The 19,007-nt window shown below is 33.9% G+C and carries 19 protein-coding genes and 1 tRNA gene; 6 read left to right on the forward strand and 14 right to left on the reverse strand.

Annotated features, from left to right (window positions below; genetic code table 11):
- Window positions 1-116: 116 nt before the first annotated feature.
- The 10 genes from guaB to lepB form a co-directional block, all read right to left on the reverse strand.
- A complete protein-coding gene (guaB, locus tag AC1RPR_RS01325) occupies window positions 117-1,604 on the reverse strand; it encodes an IMP dehydrogenase (protein ID WP_481761064.1) in 1,488 nt (495 codons plus the stop codon).
- Between the two features lie 163 nt (window positions 1,605-1,767).
- Window positions 1,768-2,526 (reverse strand): DUF1129 family protein, encoded by a 759-nt coding sequence (locus tag AC1RPR_RS01330; protein ID WP_481761065.1) that lies wholly within the window; start codon window positions 2,524-2,526, stop codon window positions 1,768-1,770.
- Window positions 2,527-2,555: 29 nt separating this feature from the next.
- Window positions 2,556-3,656, reverse strand: a complete 1,101-nt coding sequence (ychF, locus tag AC1RPR_RS01335) for a redox-regulated ATPase YchF (RefSeq protein ID WP_481761066.1) — start codon at window positions 3,654-3,656, stop codon at window positions 2,556-2,558.
- A gap of 22 nt (window positions 3,657-3,678) precedes the next feature.
- Complete coding sequence (locus AC1RPR_RS01340; RefSeq protein WP_409021822.1) at window positions 3,679-3,879, reverse strand: DUF951 domain-containing protein; 201 nt, start codon at window positions 3,877-3,879, stop codon at window positions 3,679-3,681.
- 13 nt (window positions 3,880-3,892) lie between these two features.
- The gene (locus tag AC1RPR_RS01345) at window positions 3,893-4,774 is read right to left on the reverse strand and encodes a ParB/RepB/Spo0J family partition protein (RefSeq protein ID WP_409021823.1); all 882 of its coding nucleotides are present in this window, start codon (window positions 4,772-4,774) and stop codon (window positions 3,893-3,895) included.
- Window positions 4,764-5,531: a ParA family protein gene (locus tag AC1RPR_RS01350; protein ID WP_409021824.1), complete on the reverse strand. Its 768-nt coding sequence runs from the start codon at window positions 5,529-5,531 to the stop codon at window positions 4,764-4,766. Before AC1RPR_RS01350 ends, AC1RPR_RS01345 begins: the two co-directional genes overlap by 11 nt.
- A gap of 6 nt (window positions 5,532-5,537) precedes the next feature.
- Window positions 5,538-6,386 carry a nucleoid occlusion protein gene (gene noc, locus AC1RPR_RS01355; protein ID WP_481761067.1) on the reverse strand — a complete coding sequence of 283 codons (849 nt, stop codon included), beginning with the start codon at window positions 6,384-6,386 and terminating at the stop codon, window positions 5,538-5,540.
- Window positions 6,387-6,404: 18 nt separating this feature from the next.
- Window positions 6,405-7,139 carry a 16S rRNA (guanine(527)-N(7))-methyltransferase RsmG gene (gene rsmG / locus AC1RPR_RS01360; protein ID WP_481761068.1) on the reverse strand — a complete coding sequence of 245 codons (735 nt, stop codon included), beginning with the start codon at window positions 7,137-7,139 and terminating at the stop codon, window positions 6,405-6,407.
- A 99-nt stretch (window positions 7,140-7,238) separates the two neighbouring features.
- Entirely contained in the window at window positions 7,239-8,189 is a 951-nt protein-coding gene (gene rihA, locus AC1RPR_RS01365) for a pyrimidine-specific ribonucleoside hydrolase RihA (RefSeq protein WP_481761069.1), read from the reverse strand.
- 49 nt (window positions 8,190-8,238) lie between these two features.
- The gene (gene lepB / locus AC1RPR_RS01370) at window positions 8,239-8,841 is read right to left on the reverse strand and encodes a signal peptidase I (RefSeq protein WP_481761070.1); all 603 of its coding nucleotides are present in this window, start codon (window positions 8,839-8,841) and stop codon (window positions 8,239-8,241) included.
- A gap of 477 nt (window positions 8,842-9,318) precedes the next feature.
- Between lepB and AC1RPR_RS01375 the strand changes: the two genes are divergently transcribed.
- Together AC1RPR_RS01375 and AC1RPR_RS01380 are read left to right on the forward strand one after the other, a co-directional pair.
- A complete protein-coding gene (locus AC1RPR_RS01375; protein ID WP_481761071.1) occupies window positions 9,319-10,767 on the forward strand; it encodes a C40 family peptidase in 1,449 nt (482 codons plus the stop codon).
- Window positions 10,768-11,219: 452 nt separating this feature from the next.
- Window positions 11,220-11,292 (forward strand) — tRNA-Ala (locus tag AC1RPR_RS01380).
- 80 nt (window positions 11,293-11,372) lie between these two features.
- Here the strand turns inward: AC1RPR_RS01380 and AC1RPR_RS01385 are convergent.
- Together AC1RPR_RS01385 and AC1RPR_RS01390 are read right to left on the reverse strand one after the other, a co-directional pair.
- The gene (locus AC1RPR_RS01385; RefSeq protein WP_481761072.1) at window positions 11,373-11,693 is read right to left on the reverse strand and encodes an ArsR/SmtB family transcription factor; all 321 of its coding nucleotides are present in this window, start codon (window positions 11,691-11,693) and stop codon (window positions 11,373-11,375) included.
- Window positions 11,694-11,703: 10 nt separating this feature from the next.
- Window positions 11,704-12,303, reverse strand: a complete 600-nt coding sequence (locus AC1RPR_RS01390; protein ID WP_481761073.1) for a cadmium resistance transporter — start codon at window positions 12,301-12,303, stop codon at window positions 11,704-11,706.
- Window positions 12,304-12,472: 169 nt separating this feature from the next.
- Between AC1RPR_RS01390 and AC1RPR_RS01395 the strand changes: the two genes are divergently transcribed.
- The gene (locus tag AC1RPR_RS01395; RefSeq protein ID WP_481761074.1) at window positions 12,473-13,483 is read left to right on the forward strand and encodes a YdcF family protein; all 1,011 of its coding nucleotides are present in this window, start codon (window positions 12,473-12,475) and stop codon (window positions 13,481-13,483) included.
- 211 nt (window positions 13,484-13,694) lie between these two features.
- A complete protein-coding gene (locus AC1RPR_RS01400) occupies window positions 13,695-13,916 on the forward strand; it encodes a hypothetical protein (RefSeq protein WP_409021835.1) in 222 nt (73 codons plus the stop codon).
- On the opposite strand, the gene AC1RPR_RS01405 is transcribed toward AC1RPR_RS01400, so the two are convergent.
- Window positions 13,911-14,222 (reverse strand): helix-turn-helix domain-containing protein, encoded by a 312-nt coding sequence (locus tag AC1RPR_RS01405; RefSeq protein ID WP_481761075.1) that lies wholly within the window; start codon window positions 14,220-14,222, stop codon window positions 13,911-13,913. The genes AC1RPR_RS01400 and AC1RPR_RS01405 overlap by 6 nt on opposite strands.
- A 381-nt stretch (window positions 14,223-14,603) precedes the next feature.
- Here AC1RPR_RS01405 and AC1RPR_RS01410 point away from each other — a divergent pair, with 381 nt between their 5' ends.
- Complete coding sequence (locus tag AC1RPR_RS01410) at window positions 14,604-16,142, forward strand: zinc ribbon domain-containing protein (RefSeq protein WP_481761076.1); 1,539 nt, start codon at window positions 14,604-14,606, stop codon at window positions 16,140-16,142.
- 18 nt (window positions 16,143-16,160) lie between these two features.
- A complete protein-coding gene (locus AC1RPR_RS01415) occupies window positions 16,161-17,006 on the forward strand; it encodes a DUF6574 domain-containing protein (RefSeq protein ID WP_481761077.1) in 846 nt (281 codons plus the stop codon).
- An 85-nt stretch (window positions 17,007-17,091) separates the two neighbouring features.
- On the opposite strand, the gene mnmG is transcribed toward AC1RPR_RS01415, so the two are convergent.
- The gene (mnmG, locus tag AC1RPR_RS01420) at window positions 17,092-19,002 is read right to left on the reverse strand and encodes a tRNA uridine-5-carboxymethylaminomethyl(34) synthesis enzyme MnmG (protein ID WP_481761078.1); all 1,911 of its coding nucleotides are present in this window, start codon (window positions 19,000-19,002) and stop codon (window positions 17,092-17,094) included.
- Window positions 19,003-19,007 lie beyond the last annotated feature (5 nt).

Genomic DNA, 19,007 nt, shown 5'->3' on the forward strand with positions numbered 1-19,007 from the left:
ACAATGATTTTGCATCAAATCATGATTAATCATTAGAGTCTTATTTATAATTTAAAACTCTCCATTAAAAAAGACGTAACTTCTTTCATCTGAAAGAAATCACGCCTTTTTAATTATTATTTAACTGAGTAATTAGGTGCTTCTTTGGTAATTTGAACATCATGTGGATGTGATTCAATTAAACCAGCACCTGAAATTTGAACAAATTGTGCGTCATCTTGTAATGCCTTCAATGTTCCAGCACCAACGTAACCCATACCTGAATGTAAGCCTCCAACCATTTGGAAAACAATATCAGCTAAACTACCCTTGTATGATACACGACCTTCAATACCTTCTGGCACTAACTTATTAGCTTCATTTACGCCACTTTGGAAGTAACGATCAGAAGAACCATTTGATTGTTCCATAGCTGCTAAACTTCCCATACCTCGGTAAACTTTGAAACGACGACCTTCATAAATTTCAAATTCACCAGGAGCTTCATCAGTTCCAGCTAACATACTACCTAACATCACAGCGTTACCACCGGCAGCAAGGGCTTTAACGATATCACCAGAGTATTTAATACCCCCATCAGCGATGATTGTTTTACCATATTCACGAGCTACTTCAGCAGCGTCATAAATAGCTGTTAATTGCGGAACACCAACACCAGCAACAATCCGTGTTGTACAGATTGATCCAGGTCCTATTCCAACTTTAACAACATCAACGCCAGCATCATAAAGGGCACGAGTTGCTTCGCCAGTTGCGACATTACCTGCGATTAAAGTTGCTTCTGGGAATTGTGCTCTGATTTCAGTAATTTTACGGATAACACCGGCTGAATGACCATGAGCAGTATCGATAACTAAAGCATCAACACCAGCATCTAGTAAAGCTGTAGCACGTTCAAATGTATCACTTGTAACACCAACAGCGGCAGCAGCAAGTAAGCGGCCATGTTCATCTTTAGCTGCGTTAGGAAATTCAACAACTTTTTCGATATCTTTAATTGTTATTAAACCAGTTAAACGACCATTTTTATCAATGATTGGTAATTTTTCAATTTTATTTTTTTGGAGTATTTTTTCAGCTTCTTTAAGCGAAGTACCTTCCGCAGCTGTTACTAATCCTTCTTTAGTCATAACACTATCAATTAGGACTGACATATCAGAAACAAAACGTAGATCACGATTCGTAATGATACCAATCAATAAGCGATTTTCTAATGTTTCAACGATTGGAACACCACTAATACGGTAACGTTTCATCAATTGTTCAGCATCTGCAACAGAATGTTGCGGTGTTAAATAGAAAGGATCAATAATAACGCCACTTTCAGAACGTTTTACTTTTCTGACTTCTTCAGCTTGTTGTTCGATACTCATATTTTTATGAATAACACCTAAGCCACCTTGGCGAGCCATAGCAATCGCCATTTTAGAATCTGTAACAGTATCCATGCTAGCACTTAAAATTGGGACATTTAATTTGATATTCTTAGCTAATTGTACACTGATATCAACCTCGTTCGGTAATACATGACTTTCTGCAGGTATTAACAACACGTCATCAAAAGTAAATCCTTTTTTAACGAACTTCGTTTCCCAATTTGACATTTTAAAACCAGCTTTCTACTTTTATTTTGTTTACTAACATACCAGATAAACTCAACATTGGTCAAGGTTATCGTCCGATTCTTATTAACCTATAATCGTTTTTAACTGTAACAAAAAAGAGTTCAAAAATTTTACCTGAACTCTTTTCAAGATATCAATCAATTTAAAACATTGTTCGGTTGATATTATAGCGACGTTTAACGTAAATTCTAACTGCAAATGCGATTAATGCAATTACAAGATAAACAGGGGCTGGCAACAATGCATTAAGTGGTCCTGGAATCAATGCCACTAACATGTAGGCAAGAATCCATACTGCAAGAAAGGCTACAAATACTAGTAATGTAACCCAGAAAGCTGGTTTGTCTTCTTTTTTGACGTTTGGGCCATATTTTTTGTAGAAGAGCGCTGCTCCAATACCACCCAAAATTGATGTGATTAGTAGTGTTAATAATCCACCAGCACCAGAAGCTTCTGCTTGCGTACTTGTTTTACTCATTAATCCCATAACACCGTACATACCAGCAAAAATTAATAACATCATCAACCCATTATCTAAAGCTGTTAACCAAAAACTACTTGTTGGTTCTGCAGCTTTTTTCTGTGGGCCCATAATGATATCAGTTGCTTTTGTACTAACAGGACCATATAGTTTAGTTGCTGTTACACCTTTATGCTGTTCGGTGCGAAGTTCTGCAACAATTTCACCAATGACCGTATTTCGTTTTTCATCATTAATTTTTGAATCTTTCAAAATACTATTTAAACGGTAAACATAATCTTCATTACGCTTCGTTAATCCCGCAAAGGGTCCTTTATCCTGTAACTTCGTTTCTTTTTCTAAATGTTCTTTTTGTTTTGCTGCAGCTGTCGCATTTCTCTCTTCAACTGATGTTTCTTCGACTTTGTTTTCTTCTGACATGACTAACAACCCCTACTGACTTATTTTATTTAGACGTTAAATCTGAACTCAATAATATCGCCATCTTGTACGACATATTCTTTACCTTCGGAACGTAAACGACCAGCTTCACGAACTGCTGCGACGCTTCCATTTTTATCTAAATCAGCAAATGACATTGTTTCAGCACGGATAAATCCACGTTCAAAATCTGAATGGATAATTCCGGCAACTTGAGGTGCTTTCATCCCTTGTTTAAAGGTCCATGCTCGTGTTTCGGCACCACCAGCAGTAAAGAAAGTTGCTAAACCTAGTAATTTATAAGATGCCCTGATTAAGCGATCAAGTCCTGATTCTTCAACACCAGCAGCTTCAAGGAAATCAAGTTTATCTTCATCATCTAGTTCAGCAATTTCTTCTTCTGTTTTAGCAGAAACGGCTAAACATTCTGAACCTTCTTCTTTTGCAAAGGCTTCAATTAATTTTACATACTTATTAGCATCTGGGTCAGCCATGTCATCTTCAGCAATATTAGCGACATAAAGAACTGGTTTGTTCGTTAATAAAAACATACCTTTAACATATTTTTCTTCTTCTTCATCAAATTCAATTGAGCGAACGGCATGTCCAGCTTCAAGAACTGGTTTGATTTTTTGTAAAATACTGAATTCAGCCAACGCATCTTTATCTTTTGTTCTAGCCACTTTTTCAACTTTAGCATAACGTTTTGTCACACTATCTAAATCTGCAAAAACAAGTTCTAAGTTGATTGTTTCAATATCGTCCATTGGATCCACTTTATCAGAAACATGTGTGATATTATCATCGTCAAATGCACGAACAACGTGCACAATAGCATCAACTTGACGAATATTTTCTAAAAATTTATTACCAAGTCCTTCACCTTTACTTGCGCCTTTAACAATACCGGCAATATCCGTAAATTCAAAAGTTGTATGAATAATTTTTTTAGCAGGGACTACTTCATCGATACGTGCTAATCGTTTATCTGGAACTTCAACCATCCCAACGTTTGGATCGATTGTCGCAAATGGGTAATTAGCCATTTCCGCGCCTGCTTTTGTAATTGCGTTAAATAAAGTTGATTTACCTACGTTTGGTAATCCTACGATTCCTGCCGTTAATGCCATAATTAGACGTCACTCTTTTCATTTATTTTGTATTATCTTCTGTTGTTGCTTTTTCTAACATTTTTTTCATCTTTTTTTCAAATTCTCGTCTAGGTAATAGAATAAGGTGCCCGCATCCTAAACACTTAATGCGAATATCCATTCCCATTCGCACGATTTCCCAGCGGTTAGTCCCACAAGGATGTGGTTTTTTCATTTCAACAATATCATGTAAGTCATACATACTGACTAACCTCCTAGTCTAGTGAAATATCAAGTAAGTCCAAAATACGGTTCAAATCATCCGTTGATAAGTAGTCAATTTCTATCTTACCTTTATGATTTTTTTTGCTCTGTTGGATAGAAACTTGTGTTCCAAATTTTTCTTTTAACAAGTTCTCACTTTGTTGAACATAAATTGATTTTTCAACTTCGTTCACTTTTTTAGTATTCTTTTTAATTTCGCCGTTCATTTGGGCAATTACTTTTTCCAACTCACGAACAGTTAGATTTTCTTTAACTGTTCTTTTAGCTAATGCCCCAATTTTTTGTTTATCTTTAAGTGACAGCAATGTTCTTGCTTGACCCATCGATAACTGATCAACTTGGAGTAATTCTTTAACTGAGTTGGGCAATCCTAATAAACGCAAATAATTAGCAATATAAGGACGACTTTTGCCTAATCGCTCTGAAACTTGTGACTGCGTTAAGTTTAATTTTTCCATCAACATGTTATAAGCTTCTGCCTCTTCTAAAGGAGACAATTCTTCACGTTGTAAATTTTCCAAAATAGCAACTTCCATCATTGCTTCTTCTGTCATCGTTCTAATAATTGCAGGGACATCTGTTAGTCCTGCTAATTTAGACGCACGGAAACGACGTTCTCCTGCAATGATTTCATAACCCTTAATGACTGATTCTCTTACAATAATTGGTTGGAAGACACCTGATTTTTTGATAGACGCAGCTAATTCTTTTAGGGCATCTTCATCAAATGTTTTACGAGGTTGGTAAGGATTAGGGCGAATTTCAGCTAAGTTTAAACGAACAACAGATTCTTTTGTATCATCATATTGATCAAGTTCATCCTGAAATAACGCGTTAATCCCTTTTCCAAGACCTTTTTTATTATTTACCATGCGCTTTTAACACTTCCTTTGCCAATTCCATATAGACTTGAGCACCCTTCGACTTAGGATCGTAATCAATAATTGCCATCCCATGGCTAGGTGCTTCAGACAAGCGGACATTTCGCGGAATAATTGTCTTGTAGACTTTTTCTGCAAAATATTTTTGCACCTCAGACACAACTTCTGCGCCTAAATTTGTACGTGCATCATACATTGTCATTAAAACGCCTTCAATGGCTAAATCTGGATTAAAATGCTTTTGAACTAAACGAATTGTGTTAAGCAATTGGCTTAAACCTTCCAAAGCATAGTATTCACTTTGAACAGGAATTAAAATTGATTTACTAGCTGTAAAGGCATTAATTGTAATCAATCCAAGTGATGGCGGGCAATCTATTAAAATATAATCATACTGATCTTCAATTGTTTTAACGGCATCCAATAATCTTGTTTCACGAGCCATTTGCGGTGTTAATTCAATCTCAGCACCAGCCAATTGAATGGTTGCCGGAACGATATCTAATCCTTTATGACTAGTAGCTAGAATTGTCTCCTTAATTGGAAATTCATTAACTAAAACATCATAAATATCTTTTTTTATTGTTGATTTTTCAATACCAACACCACTTGTTGAATTTCCTTGAGCATCCGTATCTATTAATAAAACACGCTTGCCTAGCTCGGCTAAACAAGCGCCTAAATTCACACTCGTTGTTGTTTTACCAACGCCACCTTTTTGGTTTGCTAATGAAATAACAATTCCCATGTTTGATTAACCCTCCTTTTTTGATTCAATCACATCAATAATAACGCGATACCCTGAATCAGTTTTTTCTTGTTTTGATTTAATCGTTACACCGTTATTTTCTATAACTTGAACCGCTTGTTTTAGGGTATTAATCACTAATCTTTTATCAGGATTACCTTTTTTCGTGTTTTTCTTTTCAGACACTTTTGATTCTGGTTTAATTTTATTAGCTGAAATTAACTTTTCGGTTTCTTTCACTGTTAATTTCTCTTTTAAAATACGTTTTAATAATTTTTTTTGATTGCTAGCTGATAAACTAACCATTGCTCTTCCGTGACGTTCGGATATCTGTTGCGCCATAATGGACGTTTGTACGTCATGTTCTAATTTTAATAAACGCAATTTATTAGCAACAAATGCTTGGCTTTTACCCATATCTTCAGCTAATTTTGACTGTGATAAGTGGTTTAAACTCATTAGTTTACTGTAGGCCTCTGCTTCTTCAATTGCTGTTAGTTCCTCACGTTGTAAATTTTCAATTAGTGCCATCGAAGCCGCTTGGTCGTCGTCCATTTTCTGAACAATTGCCGGAATTTTTTTCCATCCTAATGAAGATGCTGCCCGAAAACGACGTTCCCCAGCAATAATCTCATATTTTCCAGTCTCATACTCTCGCAAAATAATAGGCTGCAATAACCCGTGTTCTTTAAGGGTTTGTGCTAATTCATCAATTTTTTGATCATCAAAGACACGACGAGGTTGGAAGCGATTGGGTACAATAGTCGTAACAGAAATGTCACTAACCTTCGTTTGATTCGTTTCATCTTCTTGTTCTTGTTGATTTTTACGATTTCCTAAAAATGAAAATGCCATTTTCCGACGACCTCCTGACTATATCTTATTTACAAGTGGGGTACGTCCAGGTACACCCGCTTTTCTAGGGTATTTTTTAGGACTTAATTTGACTTTATCAACGACTAATAGATGACGTTCGTCATCTGAAATTGGTAAAGTAAATTCATGATTAGCCACAACTTGACCACCTAAAAGCTTGATAGCATATTCGGCATCGACTAATTCTTCGTCCATTTTTTGAGCTTTGAGAGCGATAAATTGACCATTTAATTTAACTAAAGGTAAGCACAATTCAGATAGTACGCTCAATCTTGCAACAGCACGAGCTGTCACGATATCATATTGTTCTCTATATAAACTTTTTTTACCTGCAAATTCTTCAGCACGATTATGAAAAAAAGCAACCCCTGTAATATCTAATTTGTCCGCCAATTCATTTAAAAAGTTGATACGTTTATTCAACGAATCAACAATAGTCACCGTTAATTGCGGAAAAGCAATCTTCAGTGGAATTGAAGGGAAGCCGGCACCTGCGCCGACGTCACAAATAGATAAGGGCTCGCTTTGTATTTCTTTTGAATAAAAAGCAGGCGTTAAAGAATCATAAAAATGTTTCAAATAAACGTCTGATTTTTCTGTAATAGCAGTCAGATTAAGGTTTTCATTTGTCATTACTAAAAATTCATAGTATGTTTCAAATTGTGCCATTTGTCTGTCTGTTAAATTAATGTCTTTTTCAGCTAATGCTTGACGAAATTCTTCTGGATTCATATGACTGGCCCTCCGTTATTTGTGAAACAAAACGATGTTTCACGTCCTGTTTAACTTTAACGTATTTAGGCCAGAAATACAAGCCAACTGTAAGATTCTCTATCCTACTAATTTATCAAATTTTTTAAGTTTTGAAATTAATAATTCGACAAATTTTGCACGGTCAATTGATAGTAAGACTTCTGTATTTTTTTCTAATCCCAATAAATCAAATTTATCAACGATTGTCTCACCTTTAGTAAGATCACCATTCACCTCAACATCAACATGGTACTTTTCACTTGTGAATAATTCAGGATGTAACATCCAAGCAATTGTACAAGGGTCATGTAATGGAATACCGTCGAATCCCCATTTTTCTTGACCATAGTAAATACCATAAAATTTCAATAACCCGTAGGCTGATTGCGCTACTTTATTATTAATCTTACCAATTTCTTCAATTTCAGAATCTAAAATTTGTGCTTGATGAGTTAAGTTTAATCCAGCCATAACCATTGGAATAGAGTCATTTAAAACCATTTTTGCTGACTCTGGGTCCACGGCAATATTAAATTCTGAACCAGGTTTAACATTTCCAACATCCGTTGAGCCACCCATAAAGACAATTTTTTCAATTTTATTTTTTAATTCAGGATAGACAGCTAAAAATAGTGCCATATTCGTCATTGGGCCCGTGACAACCATTGTAACTTTTTCAGCACTTTTAGATAATGTTTCTGCAATTAACTCAATTGCTGTTAAATTAGTTGCTGGAATTTCAGATTTAGGTAACTCTGTTCCATCAACACCAGTATCTCCATGAACGGCATCGGCAATCATTAATTCTTGTAGTAAAGGTTTTTTATTTCCACTAGCAACTGGAACATCTGTCCGTTCCATCAATGTTAGTAGTCGACAAGCGTTATCAAATGTTTTATCAGGTGTTTGATTTCCAGCGGATGTTGTCACCGCACGTAAATCAAATTCTGGTGAAGCAATAATCATCATTAACGCTAATGCGTCATCATGTCCTGGATCACAATCTAAAATAATTGGTGTTTTTGTCATAATAAAATCTCCTCTTCAATCGAATTATTTTTCTGCATTTTTAATGCAATTAATAAATATATTTATGATCAGCCTTATTAAAATTCCAGAATGGTACTTTTACAACACCTTGAATTTTCGACTTATCAACGAACCCCCAGTAACGACTATCATTAGATACTGAACGATGATCTCCTAGAACAAAATATTTATCTGAAGGTACTCTGATAGCTGAAGTATCTTTAGCCCATTGATTATCTACAGCCAATGACTTGAATGTCCAGTTTTTAGCATTTATGTTCTGAACCCTTGTCCCTACTGTTTTTTGATAAGTTGAAATATAAGGTTCTTCAATTTCTTTACCATTAACATAGACATGATCATTTTTAAATTCTACTGTATCACCAGGCATTCCAATAACACGTTTAACATACTCTTGACCCTCAGTTGCATCAGGATCTACGCCGTATGCATCAAAAACAACAGTACTAAAGCGCTTAATATCAATAACTTTAACAACAGCAACATGCTCATTATTAACTAAGTTAGGTTGCATCGATGGCCCATCAACACGTACCATTGTGACAACAAATGTTTTTAAAAGCATCGCGATTATTAAACCGATTGCAATCGGTATAATCCAACTCATTATTTCTTTAACTATTCTTTTCATATTTCCACCTAATCATTATATTTTTTATCCCCTTATTTAGTTAATTATACGCCAACTATTTAAGGACTTTCAATATCCAATAATTCAAATGATACCAGACAATGAAATCCCTTTCTATTAAAACTTAAAATTTCATTTGCAACCATGTAAAACGACTGGTATAGTTTTAATTAGTTCTAGTAGTATAGAAACATAAGGTTTCTGTAATATCTTTGTAACATCGGGGGGCAATATATTTTAATTTAAAATATATTGAAAGTGTTCTAAACCATTATTGCACATGGGATTTACTAAATTAAATAAATTATAAGTTAAATACATAAATCATCATTATCATTGATATATAAACATTACTTAGTATATATTACAAAATCATGCTAAGTTGTAATAGTTTTTGTATTTGATTGCAACACTAACCGGTTACAATAGTTACTGTAGTATAAATCCAATAAAATAAGAAAGTAGATGTGACTCAACTTGAATAACACACTTAAATCATTATTACTCGGTACAGTTGGTACCGCTGGCCTCCTTCTTGCATCTAACGCAACTGCTGATGCAGCAACAGTTAAAGTTCAAACAAACGATACTGTTTGGGCTTTTTCTCAGAAGTATGGCGTTTCAATCAAAACAATCGAAACTTTAAACAATATTGACGCAAATTCTCATATTATTGTAAGTGGTCAATCATTAAATATTCCTGAAAAGGATAGCAACGCTAAAGCAAGCTCAACACAAAAAAGTACTTCAGCTAAAACAAGTACTATCGTTACTACTAATACTTCAGTAAATAAAACATCCGTTACTGTTAAAAATGGTGATTCATTATGGTCAATCGCTAAAGAAAATGGCATTTCAATCTCAGCACTTCGTTCGGCTAATGGATTTGCTGATAACTCAGCACTTATCTTACCCGGTCAAAATTTAACATTAACTGGTTCAAAAGCGGTAGCTGCAAGTACTACTGTTACTCCCGCTAAAGTAACACCAGCTAAAACTGTTAAAGTAGAAACAAGTACTGCTAAACCAGTTGCTACAACTCCTAAAGCAGAAGTAAGTGCTGCTAAATCAGTTACTGCAACTCCTAAAGTAGAAACAGCTACACCTAAAGCAGCATCTACTACAAATAATAAGACTGTTACTGTTAAAAACGGCGATTCATTATGGTCAATCGCTCAATCAAACGGTATTACTATCTCAGCACTATGTGATGCTAATGGTTTATCTTCTAATTCAATGATTAACCCTGGCCAAACATTAAACTTAACAGGTTCAATGGCTAAAGTAGCTTCTACAACTGCTGAAAAAGTTGTTACACCTGCAAAAGCTACAACAACACCTAAAGCTGCTGTAACTTCTAATGCTACTTCAACACCTAAGGCTGCTACAAGTTCTAATACTGCTTCAACAGCTAACACTGCTGTTGCAAGTTCTAATACTACTTCAACAACTAATACTGCTGCTGCAAGTTCTAATACTACTTCAACAACTAATACTGCTGCTGCAAGTTCTAATACTACTTCAACAGCTAATACTGCTGCTGCAAGCTCTACAACACAAACAGCAAGCTACTCAGCAAGCAAAGTTATCTCTGTTGCTAAAGCATACATAGGTACTCCTTATGTTTGGGGTGGATCAACTCCTTCTGGTTTTGATTGTTCAGGATTCACACAATATGTATTCGCAAAAGTTGGTATTAACTTAAACCGTAATACTATTGGACAAGAATCAAATGTTTCTAAGAAATCAACTGCTGCTGCTCAACCTGGAGATTTATTATTCTGGGGAGCTCAAGGTTCTACATACCATGTTGGTATTTACTTAGGTGGTGGCCAATATATCGCTGCTCCAGAACCTGGTCAAAATGTTAAAATTGGTGCATTAGCATATTACCCTGCTTCATTTGCTGGTACTGTTAATAAATAATATTATGAAGGTCCCACTCACTAAGTGAGTGGGACCTTTTTTTATGGATTTTAATATATAAAGTATTCTGGTTCGGAATCTATAAAAGTTGCTAAGATTGGAAATAAGTCCGTTAGAAATCTGAATTTTATTATTTGTTCCTTCTAAAAGAGTATTAATCGAATAATTATTAATGTTTGGAAATATCTTCACATCACGCCATCATAAGATTATGTCTGCTATTTAAAAACAAAAATCTTATACTCTTCGGCTTATTCATCATTAATCAAAAACTGGTATTTAATGCTTTTTACCCTACTATTAACAAGTGATATTTGAAACCTTTTATCTTTAAAAATCGTTACTCATTTTAAAATGTTTCATGTGAAACATTTTAAAATGGCATAAATACATAGAAGCAAAACTAACTTTTTCTTTTAATTTTGGCTATTTGGTGTATTATAAAGCTATTCGGGCCCTTAGCTCAGTTGGGAGAGCGTCTGCTCCGCAAGTAGAAGGTCGACGGTTCAAATCCGTTAGGGTCCATAGTAACCACTACAGATTTTAAAAATCAAAAAAGAGATTAACTTCAATTTGAAGTTAATCTCTTTTTCTTACGTTTCTATTTAATAAGGTTTTCCATTTGCAACGTGTTTTGCATGTTGCAACAGCGCTGTCATAGTTTCAATAATATGCGGATCGTCAATTTGATAGTACATTAACTTTCCTTCTCGTCTCTGACTAATTATTTGATGCGTTTTTAATAAACTTAATTGATGAGATAAGTTTGTTTGTTCAACATTAAGTATCTTTGATAATTCAGTTACATTATATTCATGTTGTTCCAATAAATAGATTAATTGTAATCTTATTCGATTATTCAATAGCTTAGTTATCATAATTGATTCATCAAGTTCACTTTTTGGAATTTCATTGTACGGTTGCATTATTTTCCTCCTACATAAAGTGCTGAATAGTACCACTTTCTAATAATATATATAGACCTAAGAAAACATAAACAATTAGAGTGATTAAATTACCAAAATTTTGAAAAAATTCTTGGATTTTAGGTAAATTAGTAATCATTTTACTCAACCATGTAATGATACATAAGAATATAAAAAATAGCATCAGTACAATAGGTACATCCCTAATAGATAATGTCGTGAAAAATGGGACGTAGATAGCAAGATTATCTGGTCCACAAGTTGCAATAGTAATCATAATTACATTTAAAATTATGCCTTGACCCGGTTTTCCTAATTTCTCCCGGACCTCATTACCCTCATCTTCATCACTAAAATACATTTTTATACCCATTATAATCGGAATAAGTCCCAAAAATCCTAAGATCCATTCTTCAGGAATCAGTTTTAACCAAAAGGCAGCAATCAAACTAACTGCTATAAGCGTCCCACTACCAAGTAGCTCTCCTATAAATATTAATTTTTCTTCATGTTTATTTTTATACTTAGCAAAAATAATAATTAGAATTAAAAGATAATCGATATTTGTTGAAATGAATGCGAGTACAGTTGAACCTAATAGTGTGACCATTATAGCATCTCCTCTATATGATATATTATTCATATGATATTTTGTTCATGTGAATAATATATCATATGTTAACGTCCATGTAAACGGTTAAATATAAATTTATTAGTACCTTATTTATTCAAAAATATGCTAGAATTAGTTTATTATCTATTACTTCGGAGGAATTCATATGGACTATCTAATACTGTTACTACCTATTTTATTGTTAGCTATTTGGTATATCAGCTTTCACAAAGAACCACGTCAATTAATTAATGGATTTCTGTTCAATATATTTGTCATTTCTTTAATAGGTGTACTCGCTACTTCCCCTATCAATTTTATGAAAAATAGCGCTGTTTTTATTATCATTGTTGGCGCTATAGGTTTGATATTACTTTCAATTGCAACTATTCCATTTTTATTAATTAATACTGGACTAGTCTTTAAACGTGAAAGTTATTCATTAGCTAACATGCTTGGACTACTACTTGCTATTGTTCTTATCATTCGCTGGTTTGTGACACCTTTAATCAGTACGTGGCCTTGGTATCTTCAATTACCATTTAATTTTGCTTCGTTGACTGGCTTATATCTTATGTTCGCTTTTTTAAATTTCTTGTCTGTTAGTATTTTATATAGCTTACGACGTCCAAAATATGATCAAGACTACATCATTGTACTAGGTGCAGGTTTAATCAACGGTTATAAAGTTAGTAAACTACTTGCCAACAGAATCAAACGTGCTACCAATTTTGCGGACAAACAAATACTATTAGGCGGTAAACGCCCGATTATTATTTTTTCAGGTGGGCAAGGTAATGATGAGTCTATTTCAGAAGCACAGGCAATGCAAAAATGGGCCATCGACAGTGGTTATCCAGAAGAATTTACATTACTAGAAGACAAATCAACAACGACTTTTGAAAATATGCGTTTCTCAAAAAAAATAATTGATCTTGATCATAGAGGGGATCATATTTTATTCAGTTCAAATAACTACCATATCTTTCGTGCTGCAATATTTGCACGAATGGTTGGTGTAAATGCTCAAGGCATTGGCGGGAAAACGCCATGGTATTTTTTACCTAATGCGTTCTTGCGTGAATTCATTGCTATCATAATGCTTCATAAAAATCGTCATTTTATAGTTATTTTGTTGCTCCTTTTACTGTCTATTTTTCAACAGCTTTTTAAATAATTATTACTTCAATACTTACTTAAATTAATTAATCTACTTAAAAGGATAAACCTTTAATTTATGTCATATTGACAAAACTCAGTACTATCGTTAGAATTAATTTTTATTAATATCAGTCTTATAAATTAACTATTTTTGTTGTAATCTAAGCATTAGCTAATAAAAGCTAATGCTTTTTTTATACAGTTTTTTAGTAAGGGAGATTTTATTTATGAATGGGATAGATATACACGATAATTTGAAGGTATTACAAGATTTAAAATTTTTAATTTATGACTTTAGTAACCATAGGATTGATTTTCACAATTTTGATATTTTAACTTTAGATTTACCTACCAAACAAATTGATTTAGTCTCAGCCTATCAAGCACAAAAAATTGACCACACTATTGAAGAAATAGCATGGTCAATCATTAATGATAATCATTTATAAACGGATTACTTTAAGCAATAATTCAGCTGTCGCTTCTCTTTTTTCTTTGGGTAAAGAAGCAAGATAATTAATCAAATCCAGCGTTGCAACACCTTTTAAATTTTGATTAGTAAAGAAGTCAGCTAACGTCATATCCAGCGCTTCAGCAATATCTGATAATTTTTTTATTTTAATATTATCTAACTTACCTCGCTCTATCAAAGAAATTAAACTAACAGAAGATTTTGATTTTTCAGCCAGTTGCTCAATGGTCATATTCAATAATTTTCGTTTAGCACGAATTAAAATTCCTATTTTTTTAAGCATATTAAACTCCTAATCAGAAAGGTTCTCTTTATGGTAAAGGTTTTTAAAACAATCAAACAGATTATAGCTTATCTTTTTTTAATATATATATATATACAAAAACCTTTTAAGCTGATAAAATAACTTAAGTTTCGTTTAAGGTTTGTCTTTATTCGTTGATTTAGTAATTTAAATCTAAGGAGGCCACGGGGGGTATTACTAATTCTGCATCTAACAACCTAAAAAAATACATAAGTACCAATGATTAAAATCCTATTTTATGCGATTGAGTTAGCCATTATTTTATAAACTAAAACTCGCTATGTATACACTAGATTTGGTAACTTTTAGTTAAGTAGTCAAAGTTAATCATATTATTAAGGTAGTTAAAAAGGAGATCCAATGATTAAAAAAGAACAAATCTATTATGCGCCTTCAGATGATTTATCTGGGAGTACGACAAAAAAATTCTGTCCTAATTGTGGAAGTGAAGTTCCTAAGGATGGTAATTTCTGTCCTAATTGTAATTTTGATTTACGTGTTAATTCAGTTGCGTCACAGCAACCTGTTACGCCGGTTCAACCAACACAACAACAAATGCCACCTACACAAACACGAACTGCAAATCCTAAATTACCCATCTCAGGTAAAACAAAATTCATCAGAATTTTGATTGGTATTATCGCTCTTATTATTGTTGTTGGCTACTATGCTGGAACAAAATATTACTCAAAAGAAAATCAAATTGAACGAATTACAGATGCATTAAAAACCGATAAAAACATGGAAGCTTATTTTTCAACATCGGATACGGCATTAAAAATTACTGATGAGTCTATGAAACCTGCATCAGATGCATGGGGTAGTACAGACTCTCTTAAAACTTTTAAAAACGAATTAACCAATGGAGCAAGCACTTCAACACATTTTCATTTAAAAGAAAATGGTAAACATTGGTTATTATTCCCTAAATATACGGCTGACTTTTCAACCGTTTCCGTTAACTTATCAACGAATAGCTCTGGGGCTGTTATCAAGATGAATGATAAAAAAGTTGCTACAGCTGACTCTGATAATTACAGTAAAACAATCTCAAATCTAGTTCCCGGTAACTACACAATAGAAGCAGCTGGCTCTATTGATGGTACTAAACTAAATAATAAATCGACTGAGACGCTCACTAGTTCAACTTCTAACGTCAATTTAGATTTAAGTACACTTACTTTTAGAATTAAAAGTATCGCAAATGCTGATATCTATGTTAATTCTAAAAAAGTTGGTACAACTGATGATGATGGTTCTGCAACAATTGGCCCTATTGCCTCTTCTGGAAACAATCGATTGCAGCTTAAAGAAAAGGTCGGAGACAACACTCTCGTTACCAGTGAATACCAAATTTCAGGTAGCGATGATGATAACGACGTAACTTTAAATAATACAGATGAAAATGGCTTTCAAGATAGTTCTAGTAGCAATTTATTCAATATTAATTTTCCTAATATGTTAACTCTAGATGATGCAGAAAGTTATATAGACAATTTATTTACCCAAATTGATGACTACACTATCGATGGTGATGACTCTAATGAGGATTCAAATGATAGTTATGGCTCAATAGGCAGTTTCTTTGTTAATGGCTCAAGCAATGCAGATGCCAAGGCATGGGTGACTATTGCTAAAAATTATCATGATGATGATGCAATCAGTAGTGTCTCTTATGACGCTAAAGTATTATCAGTAACACCGACAGATAAAAATAAATTTGATGTCGCTTATGATGTTACTTATACGTTCGATTTCACTGATAGTGACGATAATTATTCAACTAAAACACAAGTATTTAGATATACTGCTAAAGTTAATTATTCTAATAACGATGACTTCTTAATCAAGTCAATTACACCCGCTAAAAAAATTAGTGAAAAAATTGAAGACAACTAAACTTTGGAGGAAATAATCATGAAAACATGCCCAAACTGTAGTTCACAACAACCAGAAAATGTAAAATTTTGTACAAACTGTGGATTTGCCTTTTCCATTAAACCAGCCCAAGAAACGGCCGCAACACAATCACAAAACGTACAAGAACCAACAAAATTCCAACAACAATACACGCAACAACAAGATACTAAAGCTCAAAATGAGAATATTGAACAAGCTAAAACATTCGCATCAAATTATTGGTCTTATTTCTTAAATGCCATTAAACATCCCACAATTTTAGAAAATGGTCATAAATATTTCGGCTTTACGACAATTATTTTATTCGCCATATTTAATGATATTTTTGTAAAATTAATAATGGATAATGTTGCTAAATCTGTTAATTCAAGTCTATTTTCAGGACTCTTTAACACTCAAAGTACCTATGCGCCAACAATTGACAGTAGTGTCTACGCAAAATTATTTTTCTTAACACTACTAGCTTTTGCCTTTTACATACTAATTGGATTTTTTGTTCGTAATGTTGTTTTAGGCGATAAGAGTGATACCTTACTTTCATTTACAAATCGCTTTACACACTACCTCATGATCAATCTTGTATTAGCTGTCCTTAGTATGCTTTTCATGCTACTTGGAATGAGAGGCCTTGCTGTATTCATGTATGCTTTAATGGCCCTTATCATGAGTATTGCTTTCATTTTATCGATGATTATTGATACAAATCCACTTAAAATAGATAAACTTTACGGCGTTGTCATTGGACAACTTCTATTAGCTTTAGTTTTCATGATTGTTATGTCAGTATTTGCTGTCAGTTTAGCAGCCAACATAGCTTCAATCATCTCTGCAGCTGGATTTTAAGTTTATTGCTTAACCTAATTATAAAAAGTTAAAAAGGCACCAATCAAGTATACTTGATTGGTGCCTTTTCTGCATTTCTGTACTATTAATTATTAACTTTAGCAATCTTACCCTGTTCAATATAAACAGCAAGAATTGATAAATCAGCAGGATTCACACCACTAATACGACTAGCTTGAGCTAATGTTTCTGGTTGAATCTTAATGAATTTTTGACGCGCTTCCGTCGCAATTCCTTCAATAGAATCGTAATCAATATTTGTTGGAATTTTTTTAGCTTCCATACGTTTTAACTTCGCAACTTTTTCTTGTGCTTTTTTAATATAGCCTTCGTACTTAAATTGGATTTCTACTTGTTCAATAATTCTATGGTCTAATTCATGGTCAGGACCTGGAATAAACTTCTCAATGTCTGCGTAAGTTACCTCAGGGCGACGTAAAAATTCATTAGCCAACACGCCATCTTTCAAAGCGGCACTATTATGTTCTGCTAAGAATGCATTCACATCTTCAGTAGGTTTAATACGGAATGATTGTAATCTAGCTTTTTCGGCTTCAATTTCAGCTTTTTTAGCTTTAAAAATAGCTAATCTCTTTTCAGAAATTAAACCAATATCATATCCTTTTTCAGTTAAACGTAAATCAGCGTTATCATGACGTAAGATTAAGCGATATTCAGCACGAGATGTTAATAGACGATAAGGTTCGTTTGTCCCTTTTGTTACTAAATCATCAATCATAACACCGATATAAGCGTCACTTCGATTTAACGTAAAATCTTCGCGGCCTAAAGCACGTAACCCAGCGTTAATTCCTGCCATTATTCCTTGTCCAGCAGCTTCTTCATATCCAGAAGTCCCGTTTGTTTGACCAGCGGTATATAAATTCTTCACTAATTTAGTTTCAAGCGTTGGTCGTAATTGATAAGGAGCCACGACATCATATTCAATCGCATAACCCGGACGCATTAATTCAGCGTTTTCAAGGCCCTTAATTGAATGAATAATATCTTGTTGGACTTCTTCCGGCATTGACGTAGAAAGGCCCTGAACGTAAAATTCGTCCGTTGAACGGCCTTCTGGTTCTAAGAAGAGCTGATGACGAGGTTTATCAGAGAAACGAACAATTTTATCTTCAATAGATGGACAGTAACGTGGACCCACACCTTTAATAATTCCTGAGAACATAGGTGCACGATCAAGGTTAGCATTAATAATCTCATGCGTTTTCAAGTTGGTATACGTTAACCAACAAGATAATTGATTTTTAACATCAATATAATCTTCATCAGGTGTTTCAAAACTAAAGTGGTTAGGTTCAACATCCCCTGGTTGTTCATCAGTCACACTGTAATCAATTGTATTCCCATCAACACGAGGTGGTGTTCCAGTTTTAAAACGTTCTAAATCAAATCCAAGAGCTTCAAGATTTTCAGATAATTTAATTGCAGGTTGTGAATTATTAGGACCTGATGAATAACTCAATTCGCCAATAATAATCTTACCGCGAGCAGCCGTTCCAACTGTTAAAACAACACTTTTAGAACGGTATTTTGCCCCAGTATTTGTTACAACACCATGACATTCGCCATCTTCAACAATTAAACTATCGACTGTTCCTTGACGTAACGTTAGGTTTTCTTCTTTTTCCATTGTATGTTTCATTTCACTTGAATAAAGATGTTTATCAGCTTGTGCCCGTAATGCTCTAACAGCTGGACCTTTACCAGTATTTAACATACGCATTTGTACATAAGTTTTATCGATGTTACGACCCATTTCGCCACCTAAGGCATCAATTTCACGTACAACAATTCCTTTAGCTGGACCACCAATTGAAGGATTACATGGCATAAAAGCAACCATGTCTAAACTAATTGTGATAAGTAATGTTTTATTACCCATTCGTGCAGCAGCGAGTGCTGCTTCTGAACCAGCATGTCCAGCACCAACCACAATTACATCATAATCTGGGCCGTCATAAGTTTTAATGTCCATTTATA

The sequence above is a fragment of the Dellaglioa sp. CoH-57-MRSF-22 genome, from assembly GCF_056781895.1.